Raw genomic sequence first — 25339 nt, forward strand, 5'->3', positions numbered from 1 at the left:
TTGTAAACCCTTTCTACTTAATCGAATTTTACATTGCTCCACAATTTGTATGTTATGGTATTCTACATGGCAGCCTGTTTTGCTAATTGCTGCAAAATGCAAAATGAAGAAATCCTGCGGCAAGCAACAGGGAATTGCATGTTAAAGCGAAGTTCGCAATGAACATCCAATCATATATCAAACATATTGAGCAACTGGATAAACAGTACCTCTGGCATCCTTTTACCCAGATGAAGGAATGGACTGAAGGGCCGCCCGTAATTATTGCGGAGGGACGCGGGTCTTTTCTGAAGGACATTTCCGGCAAATGGTATATTGACGGCGTGTCGTCTCTCTGGGTTACAGTCCATGGCCACCGGAAGAAAGAGATAGACGACGCGATAAAAAAACAGGTTGATAAGATCAGCCACTCCACCTTGTTAGGGCTCACACATCCCCCGGCAGTTTTATTGGCAGAGAAACTGGTGAGGATAGTGCAGAATTTCGAAGGTAAGAAGTTGAGAAGATGGGAGGATAAGAAGTTTTCAACCTCTCAACCTCTTAATCTCTCAACTTCTCAGCTTCCTGACTCCAAACTTCGCCGCGTCTTTTACTCCGACAACGGCTCAACCGCGGTGGAGATAGCATTGAAAATGGCCTTCCAGTACTGGAGGCATAAAGGGGTCAAAGGCAAAAAAACATTTCTCACACTTAATAACGCATATCACGGCGATACAGTGGGCGCGGTAAGTGTCGGCGGGATCGACCTGTTTCACTCCATATTTTCTCCGCTCCTGTTTAAAACCTTTAAAGCGCCGTCGCCGTATTGCTACAGGTGCGGGCCTGGTAAAAAATATCCGTCGTGCAGGCTTTTCTGTCTCCACGAGATGGAAAAAATAATGAAGGAGCATCTAAAGGAAATAGCCGCTTTGATCATCGAGCCGCTTGTTCAGGGGGCCGGAGGCATGATCGTGTCGCCGCCAGGATATTTAAAAGGAGTCAGGAAACTGTGCAGCAAATACGGCATCCTTATGATCGCCGATGAGGTTGCAACGGGCTTTGGAAGGACCGGCAGAATGTTCGCCTGTGAACATGAAGACGTAAGCCCCGACATCCTTTGCCTTGCAAAAGGCATAACAGGAGGCTGCCTGCCGCTTGCGGCTACAGTTACAAGCGAAGAAGTTTACAGTGCGTTTCTTGGTGAATACAAAGACTTGAAGACCTTTTTCCACGGGCACACATACACGGGCAATCAGTTAGCTTGTGCCGCCGCCCTCGCCAATCTTGATCTGTTCAAAAAAGAAAAGACCTTAAACAGGATGCAAAAGAAGATCGATTTACTGAAGAAAGAATTGGAGAAGATGAATTCATTTTCTCATGTCGGCGAAATAAGGCAGAGAGGGTTTATGGTTGGTATAGAGCTTGTGAAAAACAAGAAGACAAAGGAGCCTTATCCGCTCGAAGAAAAAACAGGCTGGAAGGTTTGCTGCCGTGCAAAGGAAAAAGGTTTGCTAATACGGCCCCTCGGCAGTGTTGTAGTGCTGATGCCGCCCCTCAGCATATCCCACCAGGAATTAAAAAACCTCGTACGGTTGACCGCCGAGGCCGTAAAAGAAGTCACAGGATAAGCCTGCCTCAGTTCAATCTTCTATCCAGGAACTCTTCGAGATACTGGAGCAGCTTCGGGTTATTGACCGAAACGATATAGTAATCATCTTCCGGGTCGCATTTGTAATAGGCAAGAAAATCCCTGTATAACTTTTTCCGGTCAGTGTTGAAAACCATGTAGTTGTACATGCTCTCTCCTCTCTCTGATATTCCCGTTTTTCCTGATATTCTTATCGGAATATTGAGGGGAGAGCTTTAGTGTTTTTAGCAAAAAAAACCACTGAGACACAGAGGTGATTTTGTTCTCTGTGTCTCAGTGCCTCTGTGGTTGACCTGGTTATTATTAATAACTACTTATGCGTTTCACAGGCTGCTGAACCGCAGCAGGATGAGGTCCCGCAGCTTGTAAATCCAAAGACACTATAAAGCGGGCACCAGCCTATAAAAGATGTAATGAGAGGCACAAGCCCTATCACACCCAGCCAGCTCTTAAAGTAAACACCCAGTCCGATGGCTGCAAGTCCTGCGACAATCCTTATTGTCCTGTCTGCACTTCCTATATTTGCTTTCATGGTTCTTACTCCTTTCAGGTTTAATTATTATCTGCTTTAACTTTAACAGGTGGGAATCAGATTGTCTGTGACAATGTTACAGAAGTCATGATTAATTAATTTACCTGTTCCGCTTTTTTTGATAAGCCGTTGAGGTCGGTGATTGAGATCGTCCCTCTGCCCAGAGAGATGATGTTGTCGGATTCAAAATGCTTCAGGATCCTGCTGACAACTTCCCTTGATGTCCCTAATTCCATCGCAATATCCTGATGGGTGATATTGATCCCGTCTTTATGCGTGTGAGCAAGTTTAAGAAGATACTCCGCGATACGCATGTCCATTCTGCGGAATGTGACTTCTTCAACCGTGGCAAGGATGTCAGAGAGGCGTCTGGAGAGGAGATTGAAAATATAGTCCCTCCAGATTTCATAACGGTTGATCCAGTTGCGGAAAATGGCTGCTGGGACCAGCGCCGCTTCCACATCTTCTTCAATTATCGCGATAGCCGGAAATTGACCATTATTGAAAATGCATGAAGCAGTCAGGATGCAGCTTTCCCCTTTTCCCAGCCTGTAAAGCGTTATCTCCCTGCCGCTCTCAGCGGGCTTATAGACCCTGACAGTGCCGGAGAGGACCAGGGCCAGTTGTTTGCATTCATCTCCTTCCAGAAAGACGAATTTGCCCTTTGGGATCCGCACAACTAAGGCATGTTCCGTGATTTGTTTTTTAATTTCCGCATCCGCGTCCCTTAAAAAAGGGAAGGCCCCGGATATTCTTTCCAGTACCGAAATGCTATCATCCATTAAAGCGCTCCATAAAGAGTAATATACTACAAAGAACTGATGAAAATGCTAAAATAGCTGCGCTGATATTCACCTCGGCTAACAAAAAAAGGAAGCACAATGATGAGCTTAATCCGCTTTTACAGAACACCGGCCCTTTCAGGATCAAAAGAGAAGGCGCTTTTGTCTCTTATTCAGCAAAAGATATCTTCTGATATCATAGAGCTGAAAACCGAAAATTGTTTCTATATAGAAGCTGCGGAGCCTCTGACTTCCGATGAAATGAAAGTCCTTAAATGGCTGCTGTCAGAAACATTTGAGCAGGAGAATTTTTCCGACAGAAGTTTTTTAACCCCCAACCCCCAACCCCCAACCCCTGCCGTTGTTTTCGAGGTTGGCCCCCGCATGAATTTTACAACCGCCTGGTCCACCAACGCCGTGTCTGTCTGCCGCGCCTGCGGTCTAACAAAGATCAGGCGGATTGAGCGATCAAGAAGATACCTGTTAATATTTAATCAGAATACAGAACACAGAACACAGAACACAGACAATTTTCAGTTTGACCCGGACTTTCTCTCGTCACTCGTCACCCGTCACTCGTCACTCTTTTACGACCGGATGACAGAGTGCCCTTATCCGAAACCTTTGGAGACATTTGAGACGGGGGTGAAACCAGAACCTGTCTTTGTCCTGCCTTTAATTGAAAAAGGGCCGGATGTACTGAGGGAAATTAACAGGGAGATGGGGCTTGGTTTTGATGACTGGGACATTGATTATTACTATAACCTGTTCGTCAAAGATATCGGCAGGAACCCAACCAATGTGGAGTGCTTTGACCTGAGCCAGTCCAACAGCGAACATTCCCGGCACTGGTTTTTCAAAGGCAAGATCGTTATAGATGACGTAGAAATGCCGCTTAATCTTATCGAGCTTGTCAAGCATCCTCTCGACCTGAACCGCAGAAACAGCGTGATTGCATTCAGGGACAATTCAAGTTCGATCAGGGGATATGAGATCCAGACGATAACGCCTGAAAATCCTCTTGCCCCTTCGCGCTTTCAAAAGAAACGCGTTGTCTATGACGTTATTTTTACAGCAGAGACCCACAACTTCCCAAGCGGGGTCGCGCCTTTCCCCGGGGCTGAAACAGGAACGGGCGGAAGGCTCCGTGACGTTGAAGCTACCGGCAAAGGCGGACTGGTCATCGCGGGGACTGCGGCATATTGTGTCGGCAATCTTCTGATCCCCGGCTATGAGCTGCCGTGGGAAGACCAATCATTTCCATACCCCGGCAATCTTGCGTTACCGCTTGAGATTGAGATCCAGGCAAGTAACGGGGCCTCTGATTACGGGAACAAATTCGGCGAGCCAGTGATACAGGGATTTACCCGGTCGTTTGGAATGAGACTGCCAAACGGCGAGCGTTATGAATGGCTCAAGCCGATAATGTTTACCGGCGGCATCGGGCAGATGGATGCCCGGCACATTGAAAAAGACAAACCGCAAAAAGGGATGCTGGTGGTAAAGATCGGGGGCCCGGCTTACAGGATCGGCATCGGCGGAGGCGCCGCGTCAAGCATGATACAGGGAGAGAATATCGCGGAGCTTGATTTTAACGCGGTGCAGCGCGGCGATGCTGAGATGGAACAGAAGATGAACAGGGTCATGCGCGCCTGTGTCGAAATGGGGGATGCCAATCCTATTGTCAGCATCCACGATCAGGGCGCGGGAGGAAACTGCAATGTCGTAAAAGAAATTATCTATCCTGCGGGCGCAAAGATCGAGGTGAGAAAAATTCAGTTAGGCGACAACACCCTTTCTGTACTTGAGATATGGGGCGCTGAATATCAGGAACAGAACGCGCTTCTTCTAAAACCTGAGAGTGTCGCGCTGTTCGAGAAAATGTGCGCGAGAGAGAAAGTCCCGTATGCCGTAATCGGTGAAATCACGGGTGACGGATTTATCGTCCTGTATGATGAAAATGACAAAACCACTCCGGTCAATCTCGATCTGGAGAAGATCCTCGGCGACATGCCGCAAAAGACATTTCAGCTTGAACGTTTGCCTATGCAAGCGCAACCTCTTACCTTCCCCTGGGATTCAGCTTCAAAGAATGACTTGGCCCTCGTCACCCGTCAATGCCTTGAGCGCGTGCTTCGTTTGCTTTCAGTCGGTTCAAAGAGGTTCCTAACGAACAAGGTTGACCGCAGCGTTACCGGACTCATTGCGCGTCAGCAGTGCGTCGGGCCTCTTCAGCTTCCATTATCAAATGTCGCTGTAATTGCCCAGAGCCATTTCGGGCTGACCGGGGCCGCGATTTCAATAGGAGAACAGCCGGTAAAAACTCTTCTGGACCCCGCTGCAATGGCGCGCATGAGCGTGGGCGAGGCCTTAACGAATATTGTGTGGGCAAAGATAAGCGCGCTTGAAGATATTAAATGCTCAGGTAACTGGATGTGGGCAGCAAAACTGCCGGGAGAGGGGGCAAAGCTCTATGACGCCGCTGTCGCGCTGAGTGATATTTTAGTGAAGCTCGGGATCGCAATTGACGGCGGAAAAGACAGCCTCTCAATGGCAGCGCAGGTGCAAAAAAAGAGCATAGAGCAAAGAGCAAAGAGCTTAGAAGAAAAAGAACAGACAACTGAGATTGTGAAATCTCCCGGAACGCTCGTCATCTCTGCATACGCAACATGCCCTGATATTACAAAAGTGATCACGCCTGACATTAAACGGCCCGGGCAGAGCAAACTTATATTCATTGATTTGGGAAAAGGCAAAAACCGCCTTGGCGGAAGCGCGCTGGCCCAGGTTTATAATCAGATCGGAAATGAGTCCCCTGACGTAGATGACATAAAATTATTAAGTCTGGCATTTAACGCAATACAAGCTCTTATTGAAAAAGGATTGGTCCTGTCCGGCCACGACAGAAGCGACGGCGGGTTGATCACAACATTGCTTGAAATGGCCTTTGCGGGAAACTGCGGAATTGAAATACAGGGGTTGGGGATTGGGGATCGGGGGTCGGTAAACGGAAGCATAGCGATATTATTTTCGGAAGAACTTGGTCTGGTAATTGAATATCTGCCCGAAAGGGAAAACGAAATAATTTCTATTCTCAAAGACGTTGCCGTTCCACATCAAATCATCGGCAGAACGTTAACTGATAAGAGAATTCAAGTTGGTCTCGTCACCCGTCACCCGTCACCCGTCACTGTTTTAAACGAGGACATGAGAATCCTCCGGGGCATCTGGGAGGAGACGAGTTATCAGCTTGAGCGCCTTCAGGTCAACCCGTCCTGTGCTGATGAAGAAAAGGAAAATATTTATGACCGGAAGGGGCCGCAATATGTATTACAAGAAGGGATTAGGGATTGGGGATTGGGGATTGGTAAAAGCGCAAGTTACCAATCCCCGACCCCTAACCCCCAATCCCCCAGAATTGCAATCGTCCGCGAGGAGGGCAGCAACAGCGACCGGGAGATGACCTCCGCGTTTTATCAGGCGGGATTTGAGCCGTGGGATGTGACGATGACGGATTTTCTTGAGGGAAGAATTTCTCTATCCGGTTTCAGGGGAGTGGCATTTGTCGGCGGCTTCAGTTATGCGGACGTTCTGGATTCCGCAAAAGGCTGGGCAGGGGCGATCCGTTTTAATAAAAAAATATGGGAAGAGTTTCAGAACTTTTATCACAGAAAAGATACGTTCAGCCTCGGCGTGTGCAACGGCTGCCAGCTCATGGCCCTTCTTGGATGGGTCCCGTGGCAGGAGATCGATGGTTCAAAACAGCCGAGATTCATTCACAATGTTTCCGGGCGGTTTGAATCCCGTTTTTCAACTGTTAAAATTCTGCCGAGCCCCGCAATCATGCTGAAAGGAATGGAAGGCTCCTCTCTCGGCATCTGGGTTGCGCATGGCGAAGGAAGGGCTTACTTCCCGGATGAGGCAATTCTTAAGCGAATAGAAAAAGACGATCTCGCGCCTGTGCGGTATGTAGATGATGACAATGAAGTTACCATGAAATATCCGTTTAACCCCAACGGCTCTGCCAATGGAATAGCAAGCCTTTGTTCACCGGATGGAAGACACCTTGCGATCATGCCTCATCCTGAAAGGACTTTTCTGAAAAGGAATTGGCCCTGGATGCCTGAGGACTGGAAGCAGGATTTGAAGGCATCGCCGTGGCTGAGGCTGTTTCAGAATGCCAGAGAATGGTGCGGGTGATTGGATTTTTAGGTAGCTGAAAATGTTATACTAATTTACTTTTCCAGAAAGAGTATTCAGGAATATCAGTGAACAGCATTAAAAGATTAATTCACAACCACCAATTATTCTGCAAACCCTACTTGTCACTTTCCGCTGACAAATTCCACGATGAGTGCGGGGTTTTCGGAGTTTACGGCCACCGCGAAGCCTCAAACCTTACTTACCTTGGTCTTCACGCCCTGCAGCACAGGGGACAGGAGGGTGCGGGCATATGTTCTTCAGACGGAAGACAAGTCTACATTGAAAAATCCATGGGGCTTGTTACGGACATTTTTTCTGAAAAACGCCTGAAGCGCCTCCCGGGCGAAATCGCCATCGGACACAACCGTTATTCAACTGCCGGATCAAGTTCCCTGAAAAACGTACAGCCGCTCATGGTCAACTTTTCTCTTGGCTCTCTTGCAATCGCACATAACGGAAACCTTGTTAATGCCCTTGAGTTAAGGACCGCGCTTGAGTCAAAGGGCGCGATCTTTCAGTCGTCGTCTGACAGCGAGGTGTTTGTGCATCTGATCGCAAGCTCAAAGGCAGGCGGATTGTATGAACGCATTATAGATGCGGCAAGGACAGTATCAGGGGCTTTCAGCCTGCTCATCATGACCGAAAATGAGCTTATTGCGGTAAGGGACACATACGGGTTCAGGCCGTTGAGCATCGGCAGATACGACGGGGCCTATATTGTCGCATCCGAGACATGCGCCCTGGACCTTATAGGGGCGAAATACGTGAGAGACGTTGAGCCCGGTGAAATGGTTATTATCAATGAAAACGGAATAACTTCCATGAAGCCAATGCTCGCCACCAGACAGGCTTCCTGCATTTTTGAGTTTATATATTTTTCAAGACCCGACAGCAATATATTCGGCAATATCAATGTGGACGCTGTGAGAAAAGAATTCGGCCGCCAATTGGCGCGAGAATATCCTGTTGAAGCGGATGTGGTCATCCCGGTGCCTGATTCAGGAGTGCCTGCCGCTCTTGGATACGCGCAGGAAAGCGGGATCCCTTTTGATTTCGGTTTGATAAGAAACCACTATGTCGGCAGGACGTTCATTGAGCCGCAGCAGTCCATACGGCATTTCGGCGTGAAGATAAAACTGAATCCAGTCCGGCAGCTTCTCGAAGGCAAAAGGGTGCTGGTTGTTGATGACTCAATAGTAAGAGGGACCACAAGCAAAAAGATCGTAAAAATGATCAGGGAAGGCGGAGGCGCCAAAGAAGTGCACCTGAGAATAAGTTCGCCGCCGACTATCGGCCCGTGTTTTTACGGCATTGACACGCCTTCAAGAAAAGAGCTTATAGCGTCAACTCACAGTGTTGATGAAATCAGAAAGTATATAACCGCGGACACCCTGCAGTATTTAAGTATTGAGGGATTGTTGAAAGTAGTTCCTGATTCCGATAGATTCTGCACGGCGTGTTTTGATGATAATTATCCGGTGCTGAATCATCAGGAAAAGATAGAGCAGATGGAGCTTTTTACAATTCTCTGATCAGAAGTTCTTGTTGTTATTGCAGTCTATCGCAAAACTGTCTCCGGCAACTCTTGTACCATCTACCCCTGTAGCTATTGCGCAAAAACACGGATTTTGAGCAGCTCCGTTTATGTCCTGATTTGCCACTATTCTGTAACTGTAAGTAGTTCCGTTGCCGGGCTGAAACCCCGTGAGAATTCCCCTAATTGCTGCGATATTTGCATCGCGCACAGCCATTGTAGAACCGACGGCCCCGATAGTCGCGGTATATGCCGCATTTTCCGCAAAGCGCTGTTCCTCAAGAAGCCTCAAGGCCTCAAGATTCTGATACGCCTCACTTCTTGTTGCATTCCTTTGTTGTCCTATATAGCTTGGAATTGCAATCATTGCAAGAATGCCGATGATTGTAACGACTATGATTAGTTCTACCAATGTGAAACCCTTGTTATTCATAATATAAGACCTCCTTTATCTAATCGGCGGTGACTGCTTTTGAATAAATCGGTACACCGCTCCCGCTGTTATCCATAGCTGAAACAAATACAACTTGGACAGTCTGGTCTGGTGCAGGTGTATAACACAAGGTTATTTGACCAAGGTTTACCGCGGCTGCCGCATCACAGGCTATCTGATTAGCCGCTACCCCACCATCAATCCATAAAGGAACTGCAACATCCCATGGTGAGACTTGGTTCAGGGCTGCTTTTGCAGTTATAAACTTAGCTACAACTCCGGCTATTGCAAGTTGATCATTGCTGCAATCTGAAGCAGCGTTGCATCCAGGCCCGGCAACAGAGCCGTCGCCATTTGTGTCAACCTCAACAAGACTTCCTAAACTTGTAAGGCCTTTTCTAACCGCATTTATCCACCCCTGCAATTCCGGCGTGTTTGAACTCGCTGTTCTTATGACAGCGCCTTTCCTGGACCGTTCCTGCATACCGACATAGGAAGGAATTGCAATGGCAGCAAGGATTCCAATAATAGCGACAACTATAAGTAGTTCGATCAGTGTAAATCCGCCTGTCTTTTTCATAATTGATTTCATATTCGGTTCTAAAAAAAAGGGGGAGTATGCATACTCCCCCTTTTAATACCTCACTTTCTTAATCAGCAGTTACAGCTTTTGAATAAATTGGGGTACCACTACCGGAATTGTCCATAGCTGAAACAAATACAACCTGGATAGTTTGATCTTGCGCAGGTGTATAGCATAAGGTTATTTGACCATCAAAAGCCGCTGCTGCCGCGTCACAGGCGGCCTGATTAACCGCTACTCCACCATCTACCCATAAAGGGTTTGCCGCATTCCACGGGGAAACCTGGCTCAGAGCCACTGTTGCTGCCACAAATTTAGTTATCATGCCGGCTGCAAGTTGCTGGTTAGTATCATCTGCTGCTGTTATAGCGCCGTCACCGTTAGTATCAACTTCTCTAAGCTGGGATCCCGGATGGGCAACGTCTCCCTTTTTTACTGCGGTTATCCAGCCCTGTAATTCTGAAGCTGCTGATTCAGCGCCTCTGGTTACTGCGCCTTTTCTTCCTCTCTCCTGCATACCGATATATCCCGGTATTGCGATTGCTGCGAGGATACCGATGATGGCGACAACTATCAAGAGTTCAATAAGGGTAAAACCTTTTTGCTCTTTCAGATTGTTAATTGATTTGTACATTACGTCCTCCTATTAAGTTTATTCCGGTTTAAGTAACCGGGTTATGGTTATTAAGGGAAGTTTTAGAGAACTTTCCCGCGTACTCTTTACTCACCACCTCCTTCAGAAAAGTTTTAACAGCCAATCTGGTTTGGTATAGAGCATTTCCTGTGCCAGTCGCCAGCTTCATCGAAAATGCAGTAGTTACAATAAGTTTTTGTTCTTGAGCAATGTCGGTTTGATGAAATTCAATTCAATAATTTGTCGCACGTGACGTTTTTTGTCAGTTAACTTATTGACAATAACCGCATTTTCAATTAACTTAATTTACCCATATGAAACATTTGCACCTGATGTTTTTATCAATAGCGGTTGTCCTCTTTATAACATCCCTTCAGCCTGTTCTTAGCTCTGAGATATCCGATCAACCTGCTTATGGAGATGCCCTGATAACAGGTTCCATTGGAGAGCCGAGCGTCCTCATTCCTATGCTTGCCGGAGACAGCGCCTCACACGACGTGGCCGGACTGGTTTTCAACGGGCTTGTCAAATACGACACGGACCTCAGCATTATCGGAGACCTTGCCGAATCATGGGACATCTCGCAGGACGGGCTGGTCATTACATTTTATTTAAGAAAGGGTGTGAAATGGACTGACGGTGTTGAATTTACGGCAGAGGACGTGATGTTCGGCTATAAGACAATCATTAATGAAAAGACCCCGACGCCGTACAAGGAAGATTATCTCCAAGTGAAAAAAGCAGAGGTCCTTGACCGCTACACATTCCGAGTGGGCTATGAAAAACCCTTTGCCCCGGCACTTTCTTCATGGGGGAATTTAGTAGTGCTGCCAAAGCATCTGCTTGAAGGCAAAGATATAACGAAAAGCGATCTTGTAAGAAACCCTATCGGCATGGGCCCGTACATTTTAAAAAAATGGACTTCAGGCCAAGACGTGACCCTCGGCTCCAATAAAAATTATTTTGAAGGAAGGCCTTGCATCGATGAATATGTTTATAAAATAATTCCTGACCCTGCCACAATGTTCCTGGAATTGCAGGCAGGCGGTATTGACATGATGGGGCTTACGCCGATTCAATACACGAGGCAGACGAATACAAAATATTTCATGGAGAATTTCCAGAAGTTCCGCTACCCGGTGTTTTCATACACTTACATGGGATTCAATCTGAAGCATCCGTGGTTTAAAGACAAGCGCGTGAGGCAGGCAATAGCGTATGCGATCGATAAAGGTGAGCTTGTAGATGTAGTCCTGTTCGGACTTGGAAGCCCGGCAACAGGCCCGTATGTTCCTAATACATGGGCGTATAATCCGAATGCAAAAAAATACGATTATGACTTGACCAGGGCAAAGCAGCTTCTCAAAGAGGCCGGATGGGAAGACACGGACGGCGACGGTTGGCTTGAGAAGGACGGGAAAAAATTTGAATTCAGCGTGCTTACTAACATGGGCAACCGTTCGAGGGAACAAACAGCAACCATTGTCCAATACAGGCTTAAAAAGATCGGGATAAAGATGAACATTAGGGTGCTGGAATGGAGCACGTTCATAAATGAGTTTATTGACAAGAGACGCTTTGAGACAGTGATTTTAGGCTGGAGCATCGGGATCGACCCTGACCAGTACGCCATCTGGCATTCAAGCAAGACGAGGGAAAAGGAATTTAATTTCGTCAGTTTCAATAACGCGGAAGTGGATGCGCTTCTTGAAACAGGCAGACGGACCTTTGATGTTGAAAAAAGGAAGAAGGCATACTACAGAATTCAGGAGATACTTGCCGATGAAGTGCCGTATATTTTTCTATACGTGCCTGACGCAACACCTATTGTAAGTTCAAGGTTCAAAGGCATAAAACCGGCGACGATCGGAATAAGTTATAATCTCCCCAAATGGTACGTGCCAAAGAATTTGCAGAAACACAGGATGGAATAATAATGTAAAGTGTAAGTGAATAGTGACAGTGCCAGTCAAGAAAAAAACTGACACCATCAACTGACACTGACACGGGATTGAATCCTCGAATCATGTTTAACTTATGATTACGTATCTTGCCAAAAGATTCTTTGAAATGATCCCGACTTTGTTCGGGATTACCCTCGTTTCATTTCTCATCCTACAGCTTGCCCCCGGCAAGCCCACTGACGTCCTCACGGAGATGAACCCGAAGATCACACCTGAGGCAAGGGAGCGGCTTGAAAAACTATACGGGCTGGACAAGCCGATGATGGTCCAATACGGGATGTGGTTGAAACGCGTTGTCAAACTTGATTTCGGCAATTCCTTTTCAACCGACAGGCGGCCTGTACTGGAAAAGATATGGGACACAAAACAGGCACTGATTGACAGGAGGCTGTTCATCACCTTTTTTATTAATCTGCTCTCACTGATCTTGATCTTTATTGTTGCTATCCCCATCGGCATTTCCTCGGCGACACACCAGCATTCACTCTTCGATAAAATAACAACCGTATTCGTATTCTTAGGATTTGCCATGCCTACTTTCTGGTTTGCCCTGCTCTTGATGATGCTTTTCGGGATACATCTTGACTGGCTTCCGATCTCGGGGTTCAAGTCAATGAATTATGAATCGCTGACTCTTTCAGGGCAGATATGGGACAGGACGTGGCATCTCATACTGCCTGTGTTCATTTCTGCTTTTGGAGGACTTGCCGGGATCTCGCGGTACATGAGAGGCAGTATGCTTGAGGTCATCAGACAGGATTACATAACCACCGCAAGGGCGAAGGGCTTGTCCGAGACAACGGTGATATACAAACATGCGTTAAGAAACGCTCTGCTTACGATCATTACGCTGCTTGGACTTTCCGTACCAGGGTTAATTGGCGGAAGCGTAATCTTTGAAAACATCTTCGGCATCCCCGGAATGGGGCAGTTGTTTTATATGGGCGTAATGACAAGAGACTATCCCCTCGTGATGGGGATCCTGACAATAGGCGCGATGCTGACATTGGTCGGCAATCTGCTGGCAGATATCGGGTATATGATTGCAGACCCGAGGATAAGGGCAAAATAGTGCAGAAGTGCAAAAGAGCAAAAGTACAGAAGTACAAAGGACGGAAGAGCAAAAGCTCCGCGCCTTTCTCTTTGCTTTTGCACTAAAGAAAATATGAGTCACTCACGAACGATATTCTGGAAGCGGTTTAAAAGAAACAGGCTTGCGATAACTGGTGGCGTTGTTGTGTTCGTGCTTTTCTTTATCGCAAGCTTTGCCAATCTTGTTTCTCCGTATGATCCAAGCGATATTGACAGAAAGCATATTCTTGAAGCCCCGAGCGTAAGTCATCCCCTCGGGACCGATGACCTCGGCAGGGACGTGCTTTCAAGAATGATCTTCGGCAGCAGGATATCCCTCTCAGTAGGTTTTGTGGCAGTTGGTATCGCAACGATCATCGGAATGATCGTCGGCGCGATATCAGGATACTACGGAGGCTGGACAGACAGGGTGATTATGAGGATTATTGATATCATGCTTTCTATACCGACCTTCTTTCTCATACTCGCCGTGATTGCGTTCATCGGCCCCGGCATCTGGAATATTATGATTGTCATTGGGCTCACATCGTGGATGGGAGTTGCGCGGCTGGTGAGGGCTGAGTTTTTATCGCTGAAAGAAAGGGAATTCGTACTTGCTGCAAGGGCGCTCGGCGCGAGCGACATGCGGATAATCTTCAGACATATCATGGTCAACAGTATGTCGCCGGTCTTCGTCTCCGCCGTCCTCGGAGTCGCAAGCGCGATTCTCGTGGAATCCGCACTGAGCTTTCTTGGCATAGGCATTCAGCCGCCGGTGCCAAGCTGGGGCAACATCCTGACATTAGGTAAAGACAATATTGAAATAGCATGGTGGCTTTCGGTATTCCCCGGCCTCGCAATCCTGATTACAGTATTGAGTTACAACCTCGTAGGAGAAGGACTACAGGACGCGCTTGATCCGAGATTGTGGGGCAGCGGTAAGTAAAATTCAATCAACGGATGAAACGGAGAACTATAAACTTCAATCCACAGATTTCGCAGATTGCACAGATTAATAAAAAAAGCCTACGAAAAAATCTGCGTAAATCTGAGTAATCTGTGGATGACTTTGTTTTTAAGAATTTATTGCAATAATCCCGTTGCTTATGATAGTCTTATAATACTTTAGAGAAGATTTTATCTTCTAAATACACACGTCCAGCCAATCTTCTCTCTGGCAGTGTTCCGGCTAAGCGGAATTCAGAGAGAAAGGACGGAGGAAAAAAACTGAGGAGGTACACACATGGTAGTAACAATGAAAGAGCTTCTGGAGGCCGGTGTTCATTTCGGACATCAGGTAAAGCGCTGGAACCCCAAGATGAAAAAATACATCTTCGGGCAGAGAAACGGCATCTACATCGTAGATCTCCAGAAAACAGTCAAGATGTTCGAGGAGGCTTATAATTTTGTCAAAAATATCTCCGTCCGGGGAGAGTCCGTCCTGTTTGTCGGCACCAAGAAACAGGCGCAGGATGTGATAATCGAGGAGGCGCAGAGGGCTGGATCGTATTTCGTCAACCAGCGCTGGTTAGGCGGAATGCTGACTAATTTCAGCACGGTCAAACAGGGTATTGAGAAATTAAAGAAGATAGAGAAGATGAAAGAAGACGGCACTTACGAACTCCTGACCAAGAAAGAAGTTTCTAAATATGAAATGGAAAGGATACGTCTCGACAAAAATCTGAGCGGCGTAAAAAATCTGACCGGCCTGCCCGGGGCTATTTTTATCGTAGACCCCAAGAAAGAGTCCATTGCTATTGCCGAAGCAAAGAGGCTGTCTATCCCGATAGTCGCACTTGTTGACACCAATTGCGATCCTGACGACATTGATTATGTTATCCCCGGCAATGATGACGCGATAAGGTCCATTAAATTGATCTCGTCAAAAATAGCCGAGGCAGTGCTTGAAGGGAAAAATATTCTGAACAAAGCAGCGCAGGAGTCTTCCGAGAAAGAGGCCATTGCGGAAAAGGTAGCGGAAGAAGAGAAGCAGGCGAAGGAGGAAGTTGCAGGATGATTACAGCAGATGCAGTAAAAAAACTTAGAGAGCAGACCGGCGCGGGTATGATGGAGTGCAAGAAGGCGCTCACCGAGAGCGGCGGCGATTTTGACAAGGCCGTTGACCTGCTGCGTCAGAAGGGGCTCGCGGCTGCCGCAAAGAAGGCCGGACGTATCGCTGCCGAAGGAGTCATTGCCCTGCGTATCTCCGGTACAACAGGTGTACTTGTAGAGGTCAACAGCGAGACTGATTTTGTTGCCAAGAATGAGGAGTTCCAGAAGTTTGCAGGAGACATTGCTGAACTTGTCTCGCACCAGAATCCGGCTGACATTCAAATACTTTCAAACCTGACACTTGGAAACGCCACTGTCGAAGCAAAACGGCAGGAGCTTATACAGAAGATCGGCGAGAACCTGTCTGTCCGCAGGTTTGTCCGTTTTGAAACCAGCGGGAAGATCGCCTCGTATCTGCACGGTACGCGTATTGGAGTCATTGTGGACTATGAGGGAGGAGACGAACAGCTTGGCAAGGACCTCGCAATGCAGGTCGCGGCCTCCACCCCTCTTTATTTGAACCGTGAGACTGTGCCTGCCGAAGACCTTGACAGGGAGCGCGCTATTTTCGAGGCGCAGGCGAAGGAATCCGGCAAGCCAGCCAACGTTGTCGGCAAGATAGTTGAAGGCAAGCTTGAAAAATTTTTCGGAGATACCTGCCTTGTTGACCAACTCTTCATTAAAGATCCGGACGGCAAGCAAAAGGTCAAAGATATTCTTAAAGGCGCCGTCATCCGCAGGTTTGCCAGGTTCCAGGTCGGCGAGGGTATCGAGAAGAAGAAGGAAAATTTTTGCGAGGAGGTTGCCTCTCAGCTCAAGTAAGGCTGTGAATACCTATGGCACGAGCACGGTTCAAACGCGTATTACTTAAGTTAAGCGGCGAGGCCCTGATGGGCAGTAAGAATTTTGGAATTGACCAGAAGGTAGTACAATATATATCAAAAGAGCTTAAAGGCATTTCAAGGATGGGCGTTCAGATTGCAATCGTCATAGGCGGGGGGAACATATTCCGCGGGCTTGAAGCAAGCGCGGAGGGCATGGAGAGGACCTCGGCCGATTACATGGGTATGCTGGCGACAGCGTTAAACGCCCTTGCCCTGCAGAATGCATTAGAGGTGAACGGGATGCCGACAAGGGTATTGTCGGCTATAGAGATGCGCGAGCTTGCGGAGCCTTACATCAGGAGGAGGGCTGTCAGGCATCTTGAAAAAGGAAGGTTCATAATATTCGCATGCGGCACCGGCAATCCCTATTTCACAACAGACACGGCAGCGGCACTGAGGGCCATGGAGATAGGAGCTGATATTATATTGAAGGCAACAAAAGTCGACGGGGTATACACCAGCGATCCGATGAAAGATCCTTCAGCAAAAAGATTTTCGGAGATTACTTATATAGATGTCCTTAAGAAAGGTTTGAAGGTTATGGACTCAACCGCCATATCACTTTGTATGGACAATAACCTGCCGATAATGGTTTTCAGCCTTATGAAACGTGGCAATATCAAGAAAGTTTTAGAAGGCAAGAAGATCGGCACTGTGGTGAAAGGGGGAATTCCTCATGCAAAAAGAGGTTAAGAAACGGCTGTTGGACAAAATGGAAAAAGCCATAGAGGCTTTGAAAAAAGATCTCGGGGCCATAAGGACCGGCAGGGCTTCATTGTCTGTCTTTGACGGCATCACCATGGATTATTTCGGGACGCCGACTCCAATTAATCACGTTGCGACTTTAAGCGTTCCTGAAAGCAGGCTGATCACCATACAGCCGTGGGACCCTAAGATTATAGCCGACATTGAAAGGGCCATTCAGAAATCAGACCTCGGTTTAAACCCAAGCAATGACGGCAAGATCATCAGGATCGCCATTCCTCCGCTTACGGAAGAGCGCAGAAAAGATATTGTAAAGCATGTTCATAAAAGAGGCGAGGAGGCAAAGGTCGCCATCAGGAATATCCGCCGCGACGCCAATGAAGAAATAAAGAAACTCGAAAAAGATAAACACATAAGCGAAGACGATACCAAACGCTCGACAGAGGAAATACAAAAAACCACGGATATTTATATCAAGAAAGTAGACGATGTGATTTATCATAAAGAGACAGAAGTGATGGAAGTCTGAAACAAGCTGATAGCAATTAGCTGTCAGCAGGCAGCTTTAAGATTCGTTTACTGACTGCTGATCGCTAACTGCTAACCGCTATTTATAACTAAAGGAGGACTTATGGCTTTACGTGTAGGCATTAACGGTTTTGGAAGGATCGGCAGAAATTTTTTCAGGATATGCTCTAAAGAGCCCGCGATCGAAATTGTGGGGTTAAACGACCTCACAGACGCAAAAACACTCGCTCACATATTGCGCTATGATTCCGTTCACGGTACCTTTGACGCTGATATAAAGGTCAAGGAAAACAGCCTCGTGGTAAATGGCAGGGAAATAAAGGTCACTGCTTTGACAGACCCTGCTCAACTGCCCTGGAAGGACTTGAAGGTTGACGTAGTGCTTGAATCAACAGGCCGCTTTGTTGACAAGGCCGGGGCCTCAAAGCACCTCGACGCCGGCGCGGGCTGGGCCATTATATCCGCTCCCGCAAAAGAGCCTGACGCCACGATCTGCATGGGCGTAAATGAAGAAACCCTCGACGTATCAAAACACAAAATTATATCTAATGCTTCATGCACAACAAACTGCCTCGCTCCGATCGCAAAGGTCATTGACCAGAAGTTCACGATAAAGCGCGGCCTTATGACTACAATACATTCATATACAAATGACCAGCGCATACTCGACCTCCCTCACAAGGATTTGAGAAGGACGCGCGCGGCAGCCCTTTCGATGATACCGACAACAACAGGCGCCGCAAAGGCAGTCAGTTTGGTCCTGCCCCATTTAAAAGGCAAGCTGGACGGTTTTGCAATGAGAGTGCCCACCCCGAATGTATCCGTAGTGGACCTCGTAGCAGACGTTGAAAAAGAGGTGACCGCGGAATCAGTTAATGCGGCGCTCAAAGAAGCGGCTGAAGGCCAGCTCAAGGGTATATTGCAATACTGTGACGAGCCGCTTGTATCAATAGATTTCAACGGTAATCCGCATTCATCCATTGTTGACGCAGAGCTTACCAAAGTAATGCAGGGCAACATGGTAAAGGTGCTGTCCTGGTATGACAACGAATGGGGATACAGCACACGGTTAAAAGACCTTATGCTTTACATCGAAAAAAAGAGGTAACTAACAGTCATGGAAAACGGTCATTCTGTTCCAATAAAAGGGGTATTAAATAAACTTTCCATCAGGGACCTGGACATTAAGGACAAAAGGGTCTTCATACGCGTGGATTTCAATGTTCCGTTGGATGAAAATCTCAACATCACTGACGACAGAAGGATCCGTTCAGCGCTCCCGACGATAAATTACGCTATTGATGAAGGCGCTAAAATAATATTAGCGTCACACCTTGGAAGGCCCAAGGGCAAGCCTGACAAAAGATACAGCCTTATATCAGTTGCAAGAAGGCTCCAGCGTCTTATAAAGAAGGAGGTAAAATTCCTTCCCGACTGCATCGGGCCCGAAACAGAAGCGGCGGTCGGCAAGATGTCCGGCGGCGATATAATGCTCATTGAAAATCTGCGGTTTCACCCCGAGGAAGAAAAGAACGACGAAGAGTTCAGCAAAAAGCTGGCATCGATTGCCGATTACTATGTCAACGATGCCTTTGGCGCGGCCCACAGGAGCCATGCCTCAATAACCGGGATAACAAAATTTCTTCCGGCAGCGGCAGGCTTTCTCCTTCAAAAAGAGATCGAATACCTGCAGGGCGTCACCACACATCCGGTCAGGCCTTTTGTCGCGATCCTCGGAGGCGCCAAGGTTTCAGGAAAAATTGACGTTATCAAGAACCTCGAGAAGAAGGTCGATAAAGTCATCGTCGGCGGAGGTATGGCGTTCACCTTTTTGAAGGCCATGGGATACAATGTCGGAGACTCCCTTGTGGAAAATGAAATGTTAGGCCTTGCCAATGAAATAATCAAAAGCGTAACTTCCAAGGGGATAAAATTCTATCTCCCCGTAGACTGCGTCATCGCCCAGAGCATCGAGCCCGGCGCGGAAACAAAGCTCGTAACCGCCCAGGAAATACCAAACGGCTGGAAGGCTGTCGACATAGGCCCTGCGTCAGTAAAACTCTTTTCAGAGGCGCTGGAAAGCGCAAAGACCATTTTATGGAACGGCCCGATGGGTGTTTTTGAAGTGGACGCCTTTTCGCGCGGGACCTTTGCAATCGCGCACGCCGTTGCCGACGCATACGCGCTTACAATCGTAGGCGGCGGAGACACTGACCTCGCGGTAAGCAGGGCCGGCGTCGCTGAAAGCATCTCGTTTATCTCAACCGGCGGCGGAGCAGCGCTTGAGCTTCTTGAGGGCAGAGAACTTCCCGGCCTCATGGCATTGACTGAAAAATAATCACAGCCTGCCAATAAGGCAGGTATCCCTACGAATAGACACGTACGAGCACTAATAACTTGAACCATTAAGTTATTAGTGCTCCTTCTGCTTTAAGACGATGAGCTATTTTATTATTCGTGCCAATTCGTGAAATTCGTGGCTGATTCTATCTGTCATTCCCGCTCCAGTTCAATCAACGTCACTTCAGGATGGGAAAGAAAACGGACCGGAGGTCCCCACGTGCCGGTGCCGCGGCTTACGTAAAGATAAGAATTGGCAAGAGGGTTTGAAAGTCCTGAGTCAGACGGATAATAAAATTTCGTAAGCAGGCTGAAGGGGAAGATCTGCCCCTTGTGCGTGTGGCCTGAGAGTTGTAGATCAAAAAGGCCTGCCGAGTCTTTGTCCGCAAAAGGCCTGTGTTTGAGCAGAAGGGTAAACTTTCCATGGTCCAGCCCGGACAGTAATTCTTTCTCTGAAATATTTTTATAAAGTCCAAAAGCTTCTCCGGCAGGATCGTCAACGCCGGCGATATTTATTCCCGCCGCATTGACTGTTTCCCCTCTTAGAATTTTAAATCCTCCCTTCGTTGTGAAATCCAGCGCCTGCTTAAGCCCGGCGTAATACTCGTGATTGCCGGTTATAGCGAATTTCCCGTACCTTGGATTGACCTCATTTAAAAGTTTCTCCAGCCCCTCAAGCCTGTTGATCTGCCCGTCCACGAGGTCGCCTGTGGACACAAGAATGTCGGGATTTGCCGCTTTCACTTTGCCCAAGATCCTCTTCAATCTTTCCTCTCTTATAATCAGCCCGATGTGCACATCCGAGATCTGTGCTATTTTTAAACTGCTGATATTAGCCGGGAGCTTTGCGGTCTTGAACGTAACGTGTTCAACGCGAATATCCTTTGCATCAAAATAGCCGTAAGCGCTTATCGTGATTGAGAGCAGAAGCGGCACAAAAAAAGAAATTTTTGGTGAGGTAAACGCTGTCGATAAATTTCTTTTAACTATAAAACCAATGGACCGGCAAAGCTCAAATACTACAGAGGCGGAAACGAACAGGAACAAGGCCCCCATCCACAGATAACCGATATATGACATCACCCTTGCAATGAATTCAAATCCATGCCTTTCCGATGAATAAATTATGAACGGCGAGAAGATCATGACAGCCATAAAGGCGATAAGCGGGACAGCTTTTTTGATTTTAAACTTGAAAGCCGATCTTGCCTTAAAAAAGGCATACACATGCAGCAGGCCGTATATCAAAAAAAAGAATGCTAAAAATTTACTCAACACCGTCTCCCGATAACAAAAATACTGAGCAGAATGTTTTTTTATTATAGAAGATTTACCATGGGATTATTACAAAAGTAACAGAAAGGCAGGTTTTAAATCATTTGGAGATAGAATTCATACGCGACAACGATGACATATATTTTTATTGCGACAGGCAGGCCTATCCTTGTAATATTTACATTTTTAAACAGGCATAAAACAATCAGTGATAATGCGGTCACAACAAATTTAATGATTGAAAAAGGCAGAAAACCATATTCCAGGAAATGCGCCATGATAGGATTGGCCTCAATAACCTTGCCTTTTTCTATCAATACAAGAGTCAGATATGCGTCTAAACAACTGAGGCAAAGCAGGGACAAAATCACTATCAGGAGCCTTGTGCTGTACAAGTCCACAAAAAGGTAATTTTTTTTATCGGATTCTCTCCTGATGATCTTTCTTTTGCCGCCCCAAAAAGTGTATCTGCTGATAATAGGGGTAGGACATCTTCGTCTATCCGAAGAGTCTCTCATTTCCATCCCTATGCCGTAAGTGTCCATGTTCATATTATAGCTATAGTTCATCCCACAATATAATCATTTTCCACACGCAATATTCTATGGTAAATAACGAAGCAAGCCATATGCCATTGCGTAACATATTGATATTTCAGGAACGGTTTTTTCTTGTTCAAAACTAACTGTAAGATATTTCGACACTTTCAGAAAAATTTTAACATAAAGGCCAACCCTATATTTCTTTATCCCGGTATCCGCCGTTGCCTTCCTACTTTCTTTTATCGTTGGCCTCATTTCCGCCTACTGCTTGGTTCTTTTGATAAGAGACTATCTAAACTTGTTTCGTTTCGATTTCTTATTTGAGGCAACGATTCCCTTCCATCGCGTTTTTGAGTGCGGCAATTCGAGAGATTGTGTTTTTAGACGAATTTTGTTACGATTTTACCTCGCCATGGAAGACAGAGAAGCAAAATCCATAATCGAGGCAATTCTTTTTATAGCCGCTGAACCGTTGACCGTTGATTCGCTCAAAAATATTTTAGAGATGGACAAGGTTGAGGTTGAGAGGCTTGTCAAAGAGCTTGTCTCTGATTACATGATCAACAACACTGGCCTTCTAATCGCTGAAGTAGCGGAAGGAGTGCAGATGGCCACAAACCCCGCGTGCGCCCCTTGGGTGAAGAAGCTCCTGTCAACCGCGGTCCCCACAAAACTTTCCCAGCCGTCTCTTGAAACACTCGCCATAATCGCCTACAAACAGCCGATCATCAAGGCGGAGATTGAAGCTATCAGGGGGGTCAATTCAGACGGCGTTGTGAAAACACTGCTGGAAAGAAAACTCATAAAGTTGCTCGGCAGGAAGGAAGTCCCTGGCAGGCCTCTCATGTACGGCACGACAAAGGAGTTCCTCCAGTATTTCGGGCTGAAGGATTTAACAGAGCTGCCCACACTCAAAGAGTTTCAGGAGTTTGAAGTCCCTGAAGCGCCTGAATATCTTCCAGAGGGAGTTGAGACCCAGGAAACTTTCGCTGAAGAAGAATACGATTCAATGGTGCCGGATGACCCCGCGCTGAGTGAAACTCAACCTGCTGAAGAAACGGAAGGCGGCGCGGAACAGTTCACTGAAGAACAGGCAGCAGATGAGGCCGCGCCGCAAGAGGAAAAGTAAAATTATTTTTTCTCAGCCTTCTTGTTTTCTTTGTCCTCTGTCTTTTCACCCTTTATGGTTAAATCCTTCACATAATCAATACACCGTATGTCCTTGCCGCTTACCGAGAATTTTTTCTGGCAAGTCTCCCTCCAAGCGCAGATGGCGCAGTTGGTCTTTTCATGCATTGGCTCCTCCTCTATCGAGGGAATCTTTCAGACTTTTATTCCAAAAGAAGCTCAGCGCTGTCCCGATGTTCGCCTCGATGCTCTCTTTTGAGTTTATTATAAAGATTTTTCCGCTTATATGAAACAGCTCTCTTTCGATCCTCTCAACCGGCGACGGGCCTTTATACCGCCTTTGCAGTTCCGCCCCGAACATGGGGACTATCTTGTCCTTCATCCTGAGTTCAGTGTCGTCAAGGAAGATCGATATGTCCGGCGACAGATCTTCCGCGCGGTCCAGAAATGCGGTGATCTCCCTGTCGTAGATCTGTTTCGGCGGAGAGGACTTGACCTCCATGTAAAGGACCGAGGATTCGATCTTTGCGACAATGTCATAGTCGCCTCCGACTTTGGGCCTTTTGAATTTCACTCCCCACACGGCCTCAGCCTCAAACTCTCTTTGAATTAATCTTGCGACGAACCACTCAAGGGTTTCCCCGAAGCTCTTTACCGGGCGTTTTTTTACGCGATACCCTCCACGCGTTAGCTCGACAACTCCCGTCTTCAGGAGGAAGTCGATATACTGCGCCGTCACTTCCTTTGTCGCGTATCTTGTTACTTTCTCCGGCGTGAAAAAGTCCTGGTGCTTTATGACATCACGGAGGAACAGCCTGAAGGAGTATCTTTTTAATTTTTCAAAGTAGGGATTCAGATATTTTTTCTGAGGCAGGAGCAGGTCTTCCGCAGGCTCTTTCTTATAGATCCTGAAACCCCGGAGCTTCAGCATGGCTTCAAGCGAAGGCGTAAGCCGGGCCACGGTTTTGCGGAGGCGCCTGATCTCCGCCTTCAGGGATTTGATGTTATCAGTTGTTGCCACTGATTCTATTTTAACGCAGAAACCTGTCTGTCACTGCGGGGAGCGATTAAGCTACAGGAGTTTTTTTATCTTTTCCCAGTCGACGCTGTTTTTGACACAATCAAATAAGTCGAGATAAATGCCCTGTGTCTTTATGTCCCGGCTGTCTATTTTTACACCGTTGTTTGTGATCTTCTCGGAGTGGATGCCGCGTTCTATTTCATAATCACATGCAACGCCAATGACCCCTTTGAGTTTTTTTCTCCGGACCAGTCTTTTCGTGAAACCGACGCTTGGAGAAATGTAGAATTGATATCCTTTCTGCACCGCAAGATCATAAATCTCCCCGCATCCGCACAGTTTGCATTTGCTGCACAGGACGCCGTCAAATTTTGAGAATTTCGCAGGGCATTTATCGTGGATCAGGCAGTGGGGAAGGATGACAGCGATGTCTTTTTTATCCAGCTTCAGGAAGTCTTCCCTGTAGTACGCATTGATCACCGGCATGATGTCGCATCTCTTAAGGCCGAGGAGACCTTGAGCTTTGTAGAGGAGCAGTTTGCTGACGAAGCCCAATTTTTTCAACATCTCAAAAGGATAACATAATTAAGCCGGATAAATTAACCCGGAAAAACCACGGAGGCACTGAGACACAGAGAAAAATAACCATAAAACCGCAGAGATTACATTTTTGTCTTTCTTCGTGCCTCCGCGTCTCCGTGGTTATTTATATGTAATTCAACCATTTTACAAATGAACCATTAATAAATTATGCGGATGCTTTTTTATGCTGTATAATTTGGTTTATATGAAGAGTACGGGAAAATTAGCTGAAGAGCGGGTGAGCAAAAGAAAGGAGGGATGCCTTTGAAAAAGCTTAACACCTTGATAACAATAATGTCTGTTTCAATCCTCATTTTTTCCGCTGAGTCGTTCGCGCAGATGGGAATGAAATGGAAAGGAAGCGGAGGCTGGGGGATGGGTTCCGCTTACGGCAAGATGTACAATCCCCAAACCGTTGAGACCTTAAGCGGCGAGGTGGTCAGCGTTGATAAGATCACCCCGGTTAAAGGGATGTATTACGGAGTGCACCTGACAGTTAAAACCGACAAGGAGACGATCTCTGTCCACCTTGGTCCCGGATGGTTCATGGAGAACCAGGACATGAGGATTGAGCCTAAAGACAGGATCGATGTCAAAGGATCGAGGATTACCTTTCAGGAAAAGCCGGCTATTATTGCCGCTGAAGTGACTAAAGGCGATGAAACACTGAAACTCAGAGATGAAAACGGCTTCCCCGTATGGAGCGGCTGGAGAAGAAGATAAAATGCAAGCCCACCCGTCTTCAGCTAAAATTTTCATCGAGAAAAAGTGTTTATCAGCCGCGAAGTTCCACGAATTGACCCGAATAAAATCAGGACGCCTCCGAATTTATTTCAATTTAATAATTTGATCTACACGTTGTAGGGGCGGGTTTCAAACCCGCCCCTACAGTTCATTCATGATTTCATTCAAAACTTAC

24 protein-coding genes and 2 pseudogenes are annotated in these 25339 nt (G+C 46.9%); 14 read left to right on the forward strand and 12 right to left on the reverse strand.

The window, feature by feature from the left end; translation table 11 throughout:
• The first annotated feature begins 158 nt into the window (after nt 1-158).
• Nucleotides 159-1607 (forward strand): adenosylmethionine--8-amino-7-oxononanoate transaminase, encoded by a 1449-nt coding sequence (bioA, locus tag HZB61_04480; protein MBI5055855.1) that lies wholly within the window; start codon nt 159-161, stop codon nt 1605-1607.
• 7 nt (nt 1608-1614) lie between these two features.
• Here the strand turns inward: bioA and HZB61_04485 are convergent, their stop codons facing one another.
• The 3 genes from HZB61_04485 to HZB61_04495 all read right to left on the reverse strand — a co-directional run bounded on the left by HZB61_04485 (nt 1615) and on the right by HZB61_04495 (nt 2941).
• On the reverse strand, nt 1615-1776 hold the full coding sequence (locus HZB61_04485) for a hypothetical protein (protein ID MBI5055856.1): 162 nt from the start codon (nt 1774-1776) through the stop codon (nt 1615-1617).
• A gap of 161 nt (nt 1777-1937) precedes the next feature.
• A complete protein-coding gene (locus tag HZB61_04490; protein MBI5055857.1) occupies nt 1938-2159 on the reverse strand; it encodes a DUF2892 domain-containing protein in 222 nt (73 codons plus the stop codon).
• Nucleotides 2160-2254: 95 nt separating this feature from the next.
• Nucleotides 2255-2941, reverse strand: a complete 687-nt coding sequence (locus HZB61_04495; protein MBI5055858.1) for a Crp/Fnr family transcriptional regulator — start codon at nt 2939-2941, stop codon at nt 2255-2257.
• A 102-nt stretch (nt 2942-3043) separates the two neighbouring features.
• On the opposite strand from HZB61_04495, the gene purL reads away from it, so the two are divergent.
• Nucleotides 3044-7141, forward strand: a complete 4098-nt coding sequence (gene purL, locus HZB61_04500) for a phosphoribosylformylglycinamidine synthase (GenBank protein MBI5055859.1) — start codon at nt 3044-3046, stop codon at nt 7139-7141.
• A gap of 122 nt (nt 7142-7263) precedes the next feature.
• Entirely contained in the window at nt 7264-8676 is a 1413-nt protein-coding gene (locus HZB61_04505) for an amidophosphoribosyltransferase (protein ID MBI5055860.1), read from the forward strand.
• Here HZB61_04505 and HZB61_04510 read toward each other — a convergent pair whose 3' ends face one another.
• From HZB61_04510 to HZB61_04520, 3 genes and pseudogenes are all read right to left on the reverse strand, one after another.
• A complete protein-coding gene (locus tag HZB61_04510; protein ID MBI5055861.1) occupies nt 8677-9111 on the reverse strand; it encodes a prepilin-type N-terminal cleavage/methylation domain-containing protein in 435 nt (144 codons plus the stop codon).
• Nucleotides 9112-9601: 490 nt separating this feature from the next.
• A pseudogene (locus tag HZB61_04515) lies at nt 9602-9691 on the reverse strand (prepilin-type N-terminal cleavage/methylation domain-containing protein).
• A gap of 526 nt (nt 9692-10217) precedes the next feature.
• A pseudogene (locus HZB61_04520) lies at nt 10218-10307 on the reverse strand (prepilin-type N-terminal cleavage/methylation domain-containing protein).
• 335 nt (nt 10308-10642) lie between these two features.
• Here HZB61_04520 and HZB61_04525 point away from each other — a divergent pair.
• The 9 genes from HZB61_04525 (at nt 10643) to HZB61_04565 (ending at nt 19870) form a co-directional block, all read left to right on the forward strand.
• Entirely contained in the window at nt 10643-12262 is a 1620-nt protein-coding gene (locus tag HZB61_04525; GenBank protein MBI5055862.1) for a peptide-binding protein, read from the forward strand.
• A gap of 103 nt (nt 12263-12365) precedes the next feature.
• The gene (locus HZB61_04530; GenBank protein ID MBI5055863.1) at nt 12366-13364 is read left to right on the forward strand and encodes an ABC transporter permease; all 999 of its coding nucleotides are present in this window, start codon (nt 12366-12368) and stop codon (nt 13362-13364) included.
• Between the two features lie 93 nt (nt 13365-13457).
• The gene (locus HZB61_04535; GenBank protein MBI5055864.1) at nt 13458-14309 is read left to right on the forward strand and encodes an ABC transporter permease; all 852 of its coding nucleotides are present in this window, start codon (nt 13458-13460) and stop codon (nt 14307-14309) included.
• Between the two features lie 297 nt (nt 14310-14606).
• Nucleotides 14607-15380 (forward strand): 30S ribosomal protein S2, encoded by a 774-nt coding sequence (gene rpsB, locus HZB61_04540; protein MBI5055865.1) that lies wholly within the window; start codon nt 14607-14609, stop codon nt 15378-15380.
• A complete protein-coding gene (locus HZB61_04545) occupies nt 15377-16237 on the forward strand; it encodes an elongation factor Ts (protein ID MBI5055866.1) in 861 nt (286 codons plus the stop codon). The genes rpsB and HZB61_04545 overlap by 4 nt, the downstream gene beginning before the upstream one ends.
• Before the next feature lie 14 nt (nt 16238-16251).
• Nucleotides 16252-16992, forward strand: a complete 741-nt coding sequence (locus tag HZB61_04550) for a UMP kinase (protein MBI5055867.1) — start codon at nt 16252-16254, stop codon at nt 16990-16992.
• Nucleotides 16976-17533 carry a ribosome recycling factor gene (gene frr, locus HZB61_04555; protein ID MBI5055868.1) on the forward strand — a complete coding sequence of 186 codons (558 nt, stop codon included), beginning with the start codon at nt 16976-16978 and terminating at the stop codon, nt 17531-17533. Before HZB61_04550 ends, frr begins: the two co-directional genes overlap by 17 nt.
• Before the next feature lie 102 nt (nt 17534-17635).
• A complete protein-coding gene (gene gap / locus HZB61_04560; GenBank protein ID MBI5055869.1) occupies nt 17636-18640 on the forward strand; it encodes a type I glyceraldehyde-3-phosphate dehydrogenase in 1005 nt (334 codons plus the stop codon).
• A 9-nt stretch (nt 18641-18649) separates the two neighbouring features.
• The gene (locus HZB61_04565) at nt 18650-19870 is read left to right on the forward strand and encodes a phosphoglycerate kinase (GenBank protein MBI5055870.1); all 1221 of its coding nucleotides are present in this window, start codon (nt 18650-18652) and stop codon (nt 19868-19870) included.
• A 155-nt stretch (nt 19871-20025) separates the two neighbouring features.
• Here HZB61_04565 and HZB61_04570 read toward each other — a convergent pair whose 3' ends face one another.
• From HZB61_04570 to HZB61_04580, 3 genes are all read right to left on the reverse strand, one after another.
• Nucleotides 20026-21147, reverse strand: coding sequence for a metallophosphoesterase (locus HZB61_04570; GenBank protein MBI5055871.1), 1122 nt, complete (start codon nt 21145-21147; stop codon nt 20026-20028).
• Between the two features lie 95 nt (nt 21148-21242).
• Nucleotides 21243-21698, reverse strand: a complete 456-nt coding sequence (locus tag HZB61_04575; protein MBI5055872.1) for a hypothetical protein — start codon at nt 21696-21698, stop codon at nt 21243-21245.
• A gap of 51 nt (nt 21699-21749) precedes the next feature.
• Complete coding sequence (locus HZB61_04580; protein ID MBI5055873.1) at nt 21750-21944, reverse strand: hypothetical protein; 195 nt, start codon at nt 21942-21944, stop codon at nt 21750-21752.
• A 157-nt stretch (nt 21945-22101) separates the two neighbouring features.
• Between HZB61_04580 and scpB the strand changes: the two genes are divergently transcribed.
• A complete protein-coding gene (gene scpB, locus HZB61_04585; GenBank protein ID MBI5055874.1) occupies nt 22102-22818 on the forward strand; it encodes an SMC-Scp complex subunit ScpB in 717 nt (238 codons plus the stop codon).
• A gap of 2 nt (nt 22819-22820) precedes the next feature.
• Here the strand turns inward: scpB and HZB61_04590 are convergent, their stop codons facing one another.
• The 3 genes from HZB61_04590 to HZB61_04600 are packed head-to-tail and all read right to left on the reverse strand — an operon-like array spanning nt 22821 to nt 24405.
• On the reverse strand, nt 22821-22985 hold the full coding sequence (locus tag HZB61_04590; protein MBI5055875.1) for a hypothetical protein: 165 nt from the start codon (nt 22983-22985) through the stop codon (nt 22821-22823).
• Entirely contained in the window at nt 22978-23838 is an 861-nt protein-coding gene (locus HZB61_04595; GenBank protein ID MBI5055876.1) for a hypothetical protein, read from the reverse strand. Before HZB61_04595 ends, HZB61_04590 begins: the two co-directional genes overlap by 8 nt.
• A gap of 51 nt (nt 23839-23889) precedes the next feature.
• Entirely contained in the window at nt 23890-24405 is a 516-nt protein-coding gene (locus tag HZB61_04600) for a DUF116 domain-containing protein (GenBank protein MBI5055877.1), read from the reverse strand.
• Between the two features lie 279 nt (nt 24406-24684).
• Here HZB61_04600 and HZB61_04605 point away from each other — a divergent pair, with 279 nt between their 5' ends.
• The gene (locus HZB61_04605; GenBank protein ID MBI5055878.1) at nt 24685-25143 is read left to right on the forward strand and encodes a DNA-binding protein; all 459 of its coding nucleotides are present in this window, start codon (nt 24685-24687) and stop codon (nt 25141-25143) included.
• Nucleotides 25144-25339 lie beyond the last annotated feature (196 nt).

Source organism: Nitrospirota bacterium, assembly GCA_016214845.1.
Classification (GTDB): Bacteria; Nitrospirota; Thermodesulfovibrionia; order UBA6902; family UBA6902; genus SURF-23.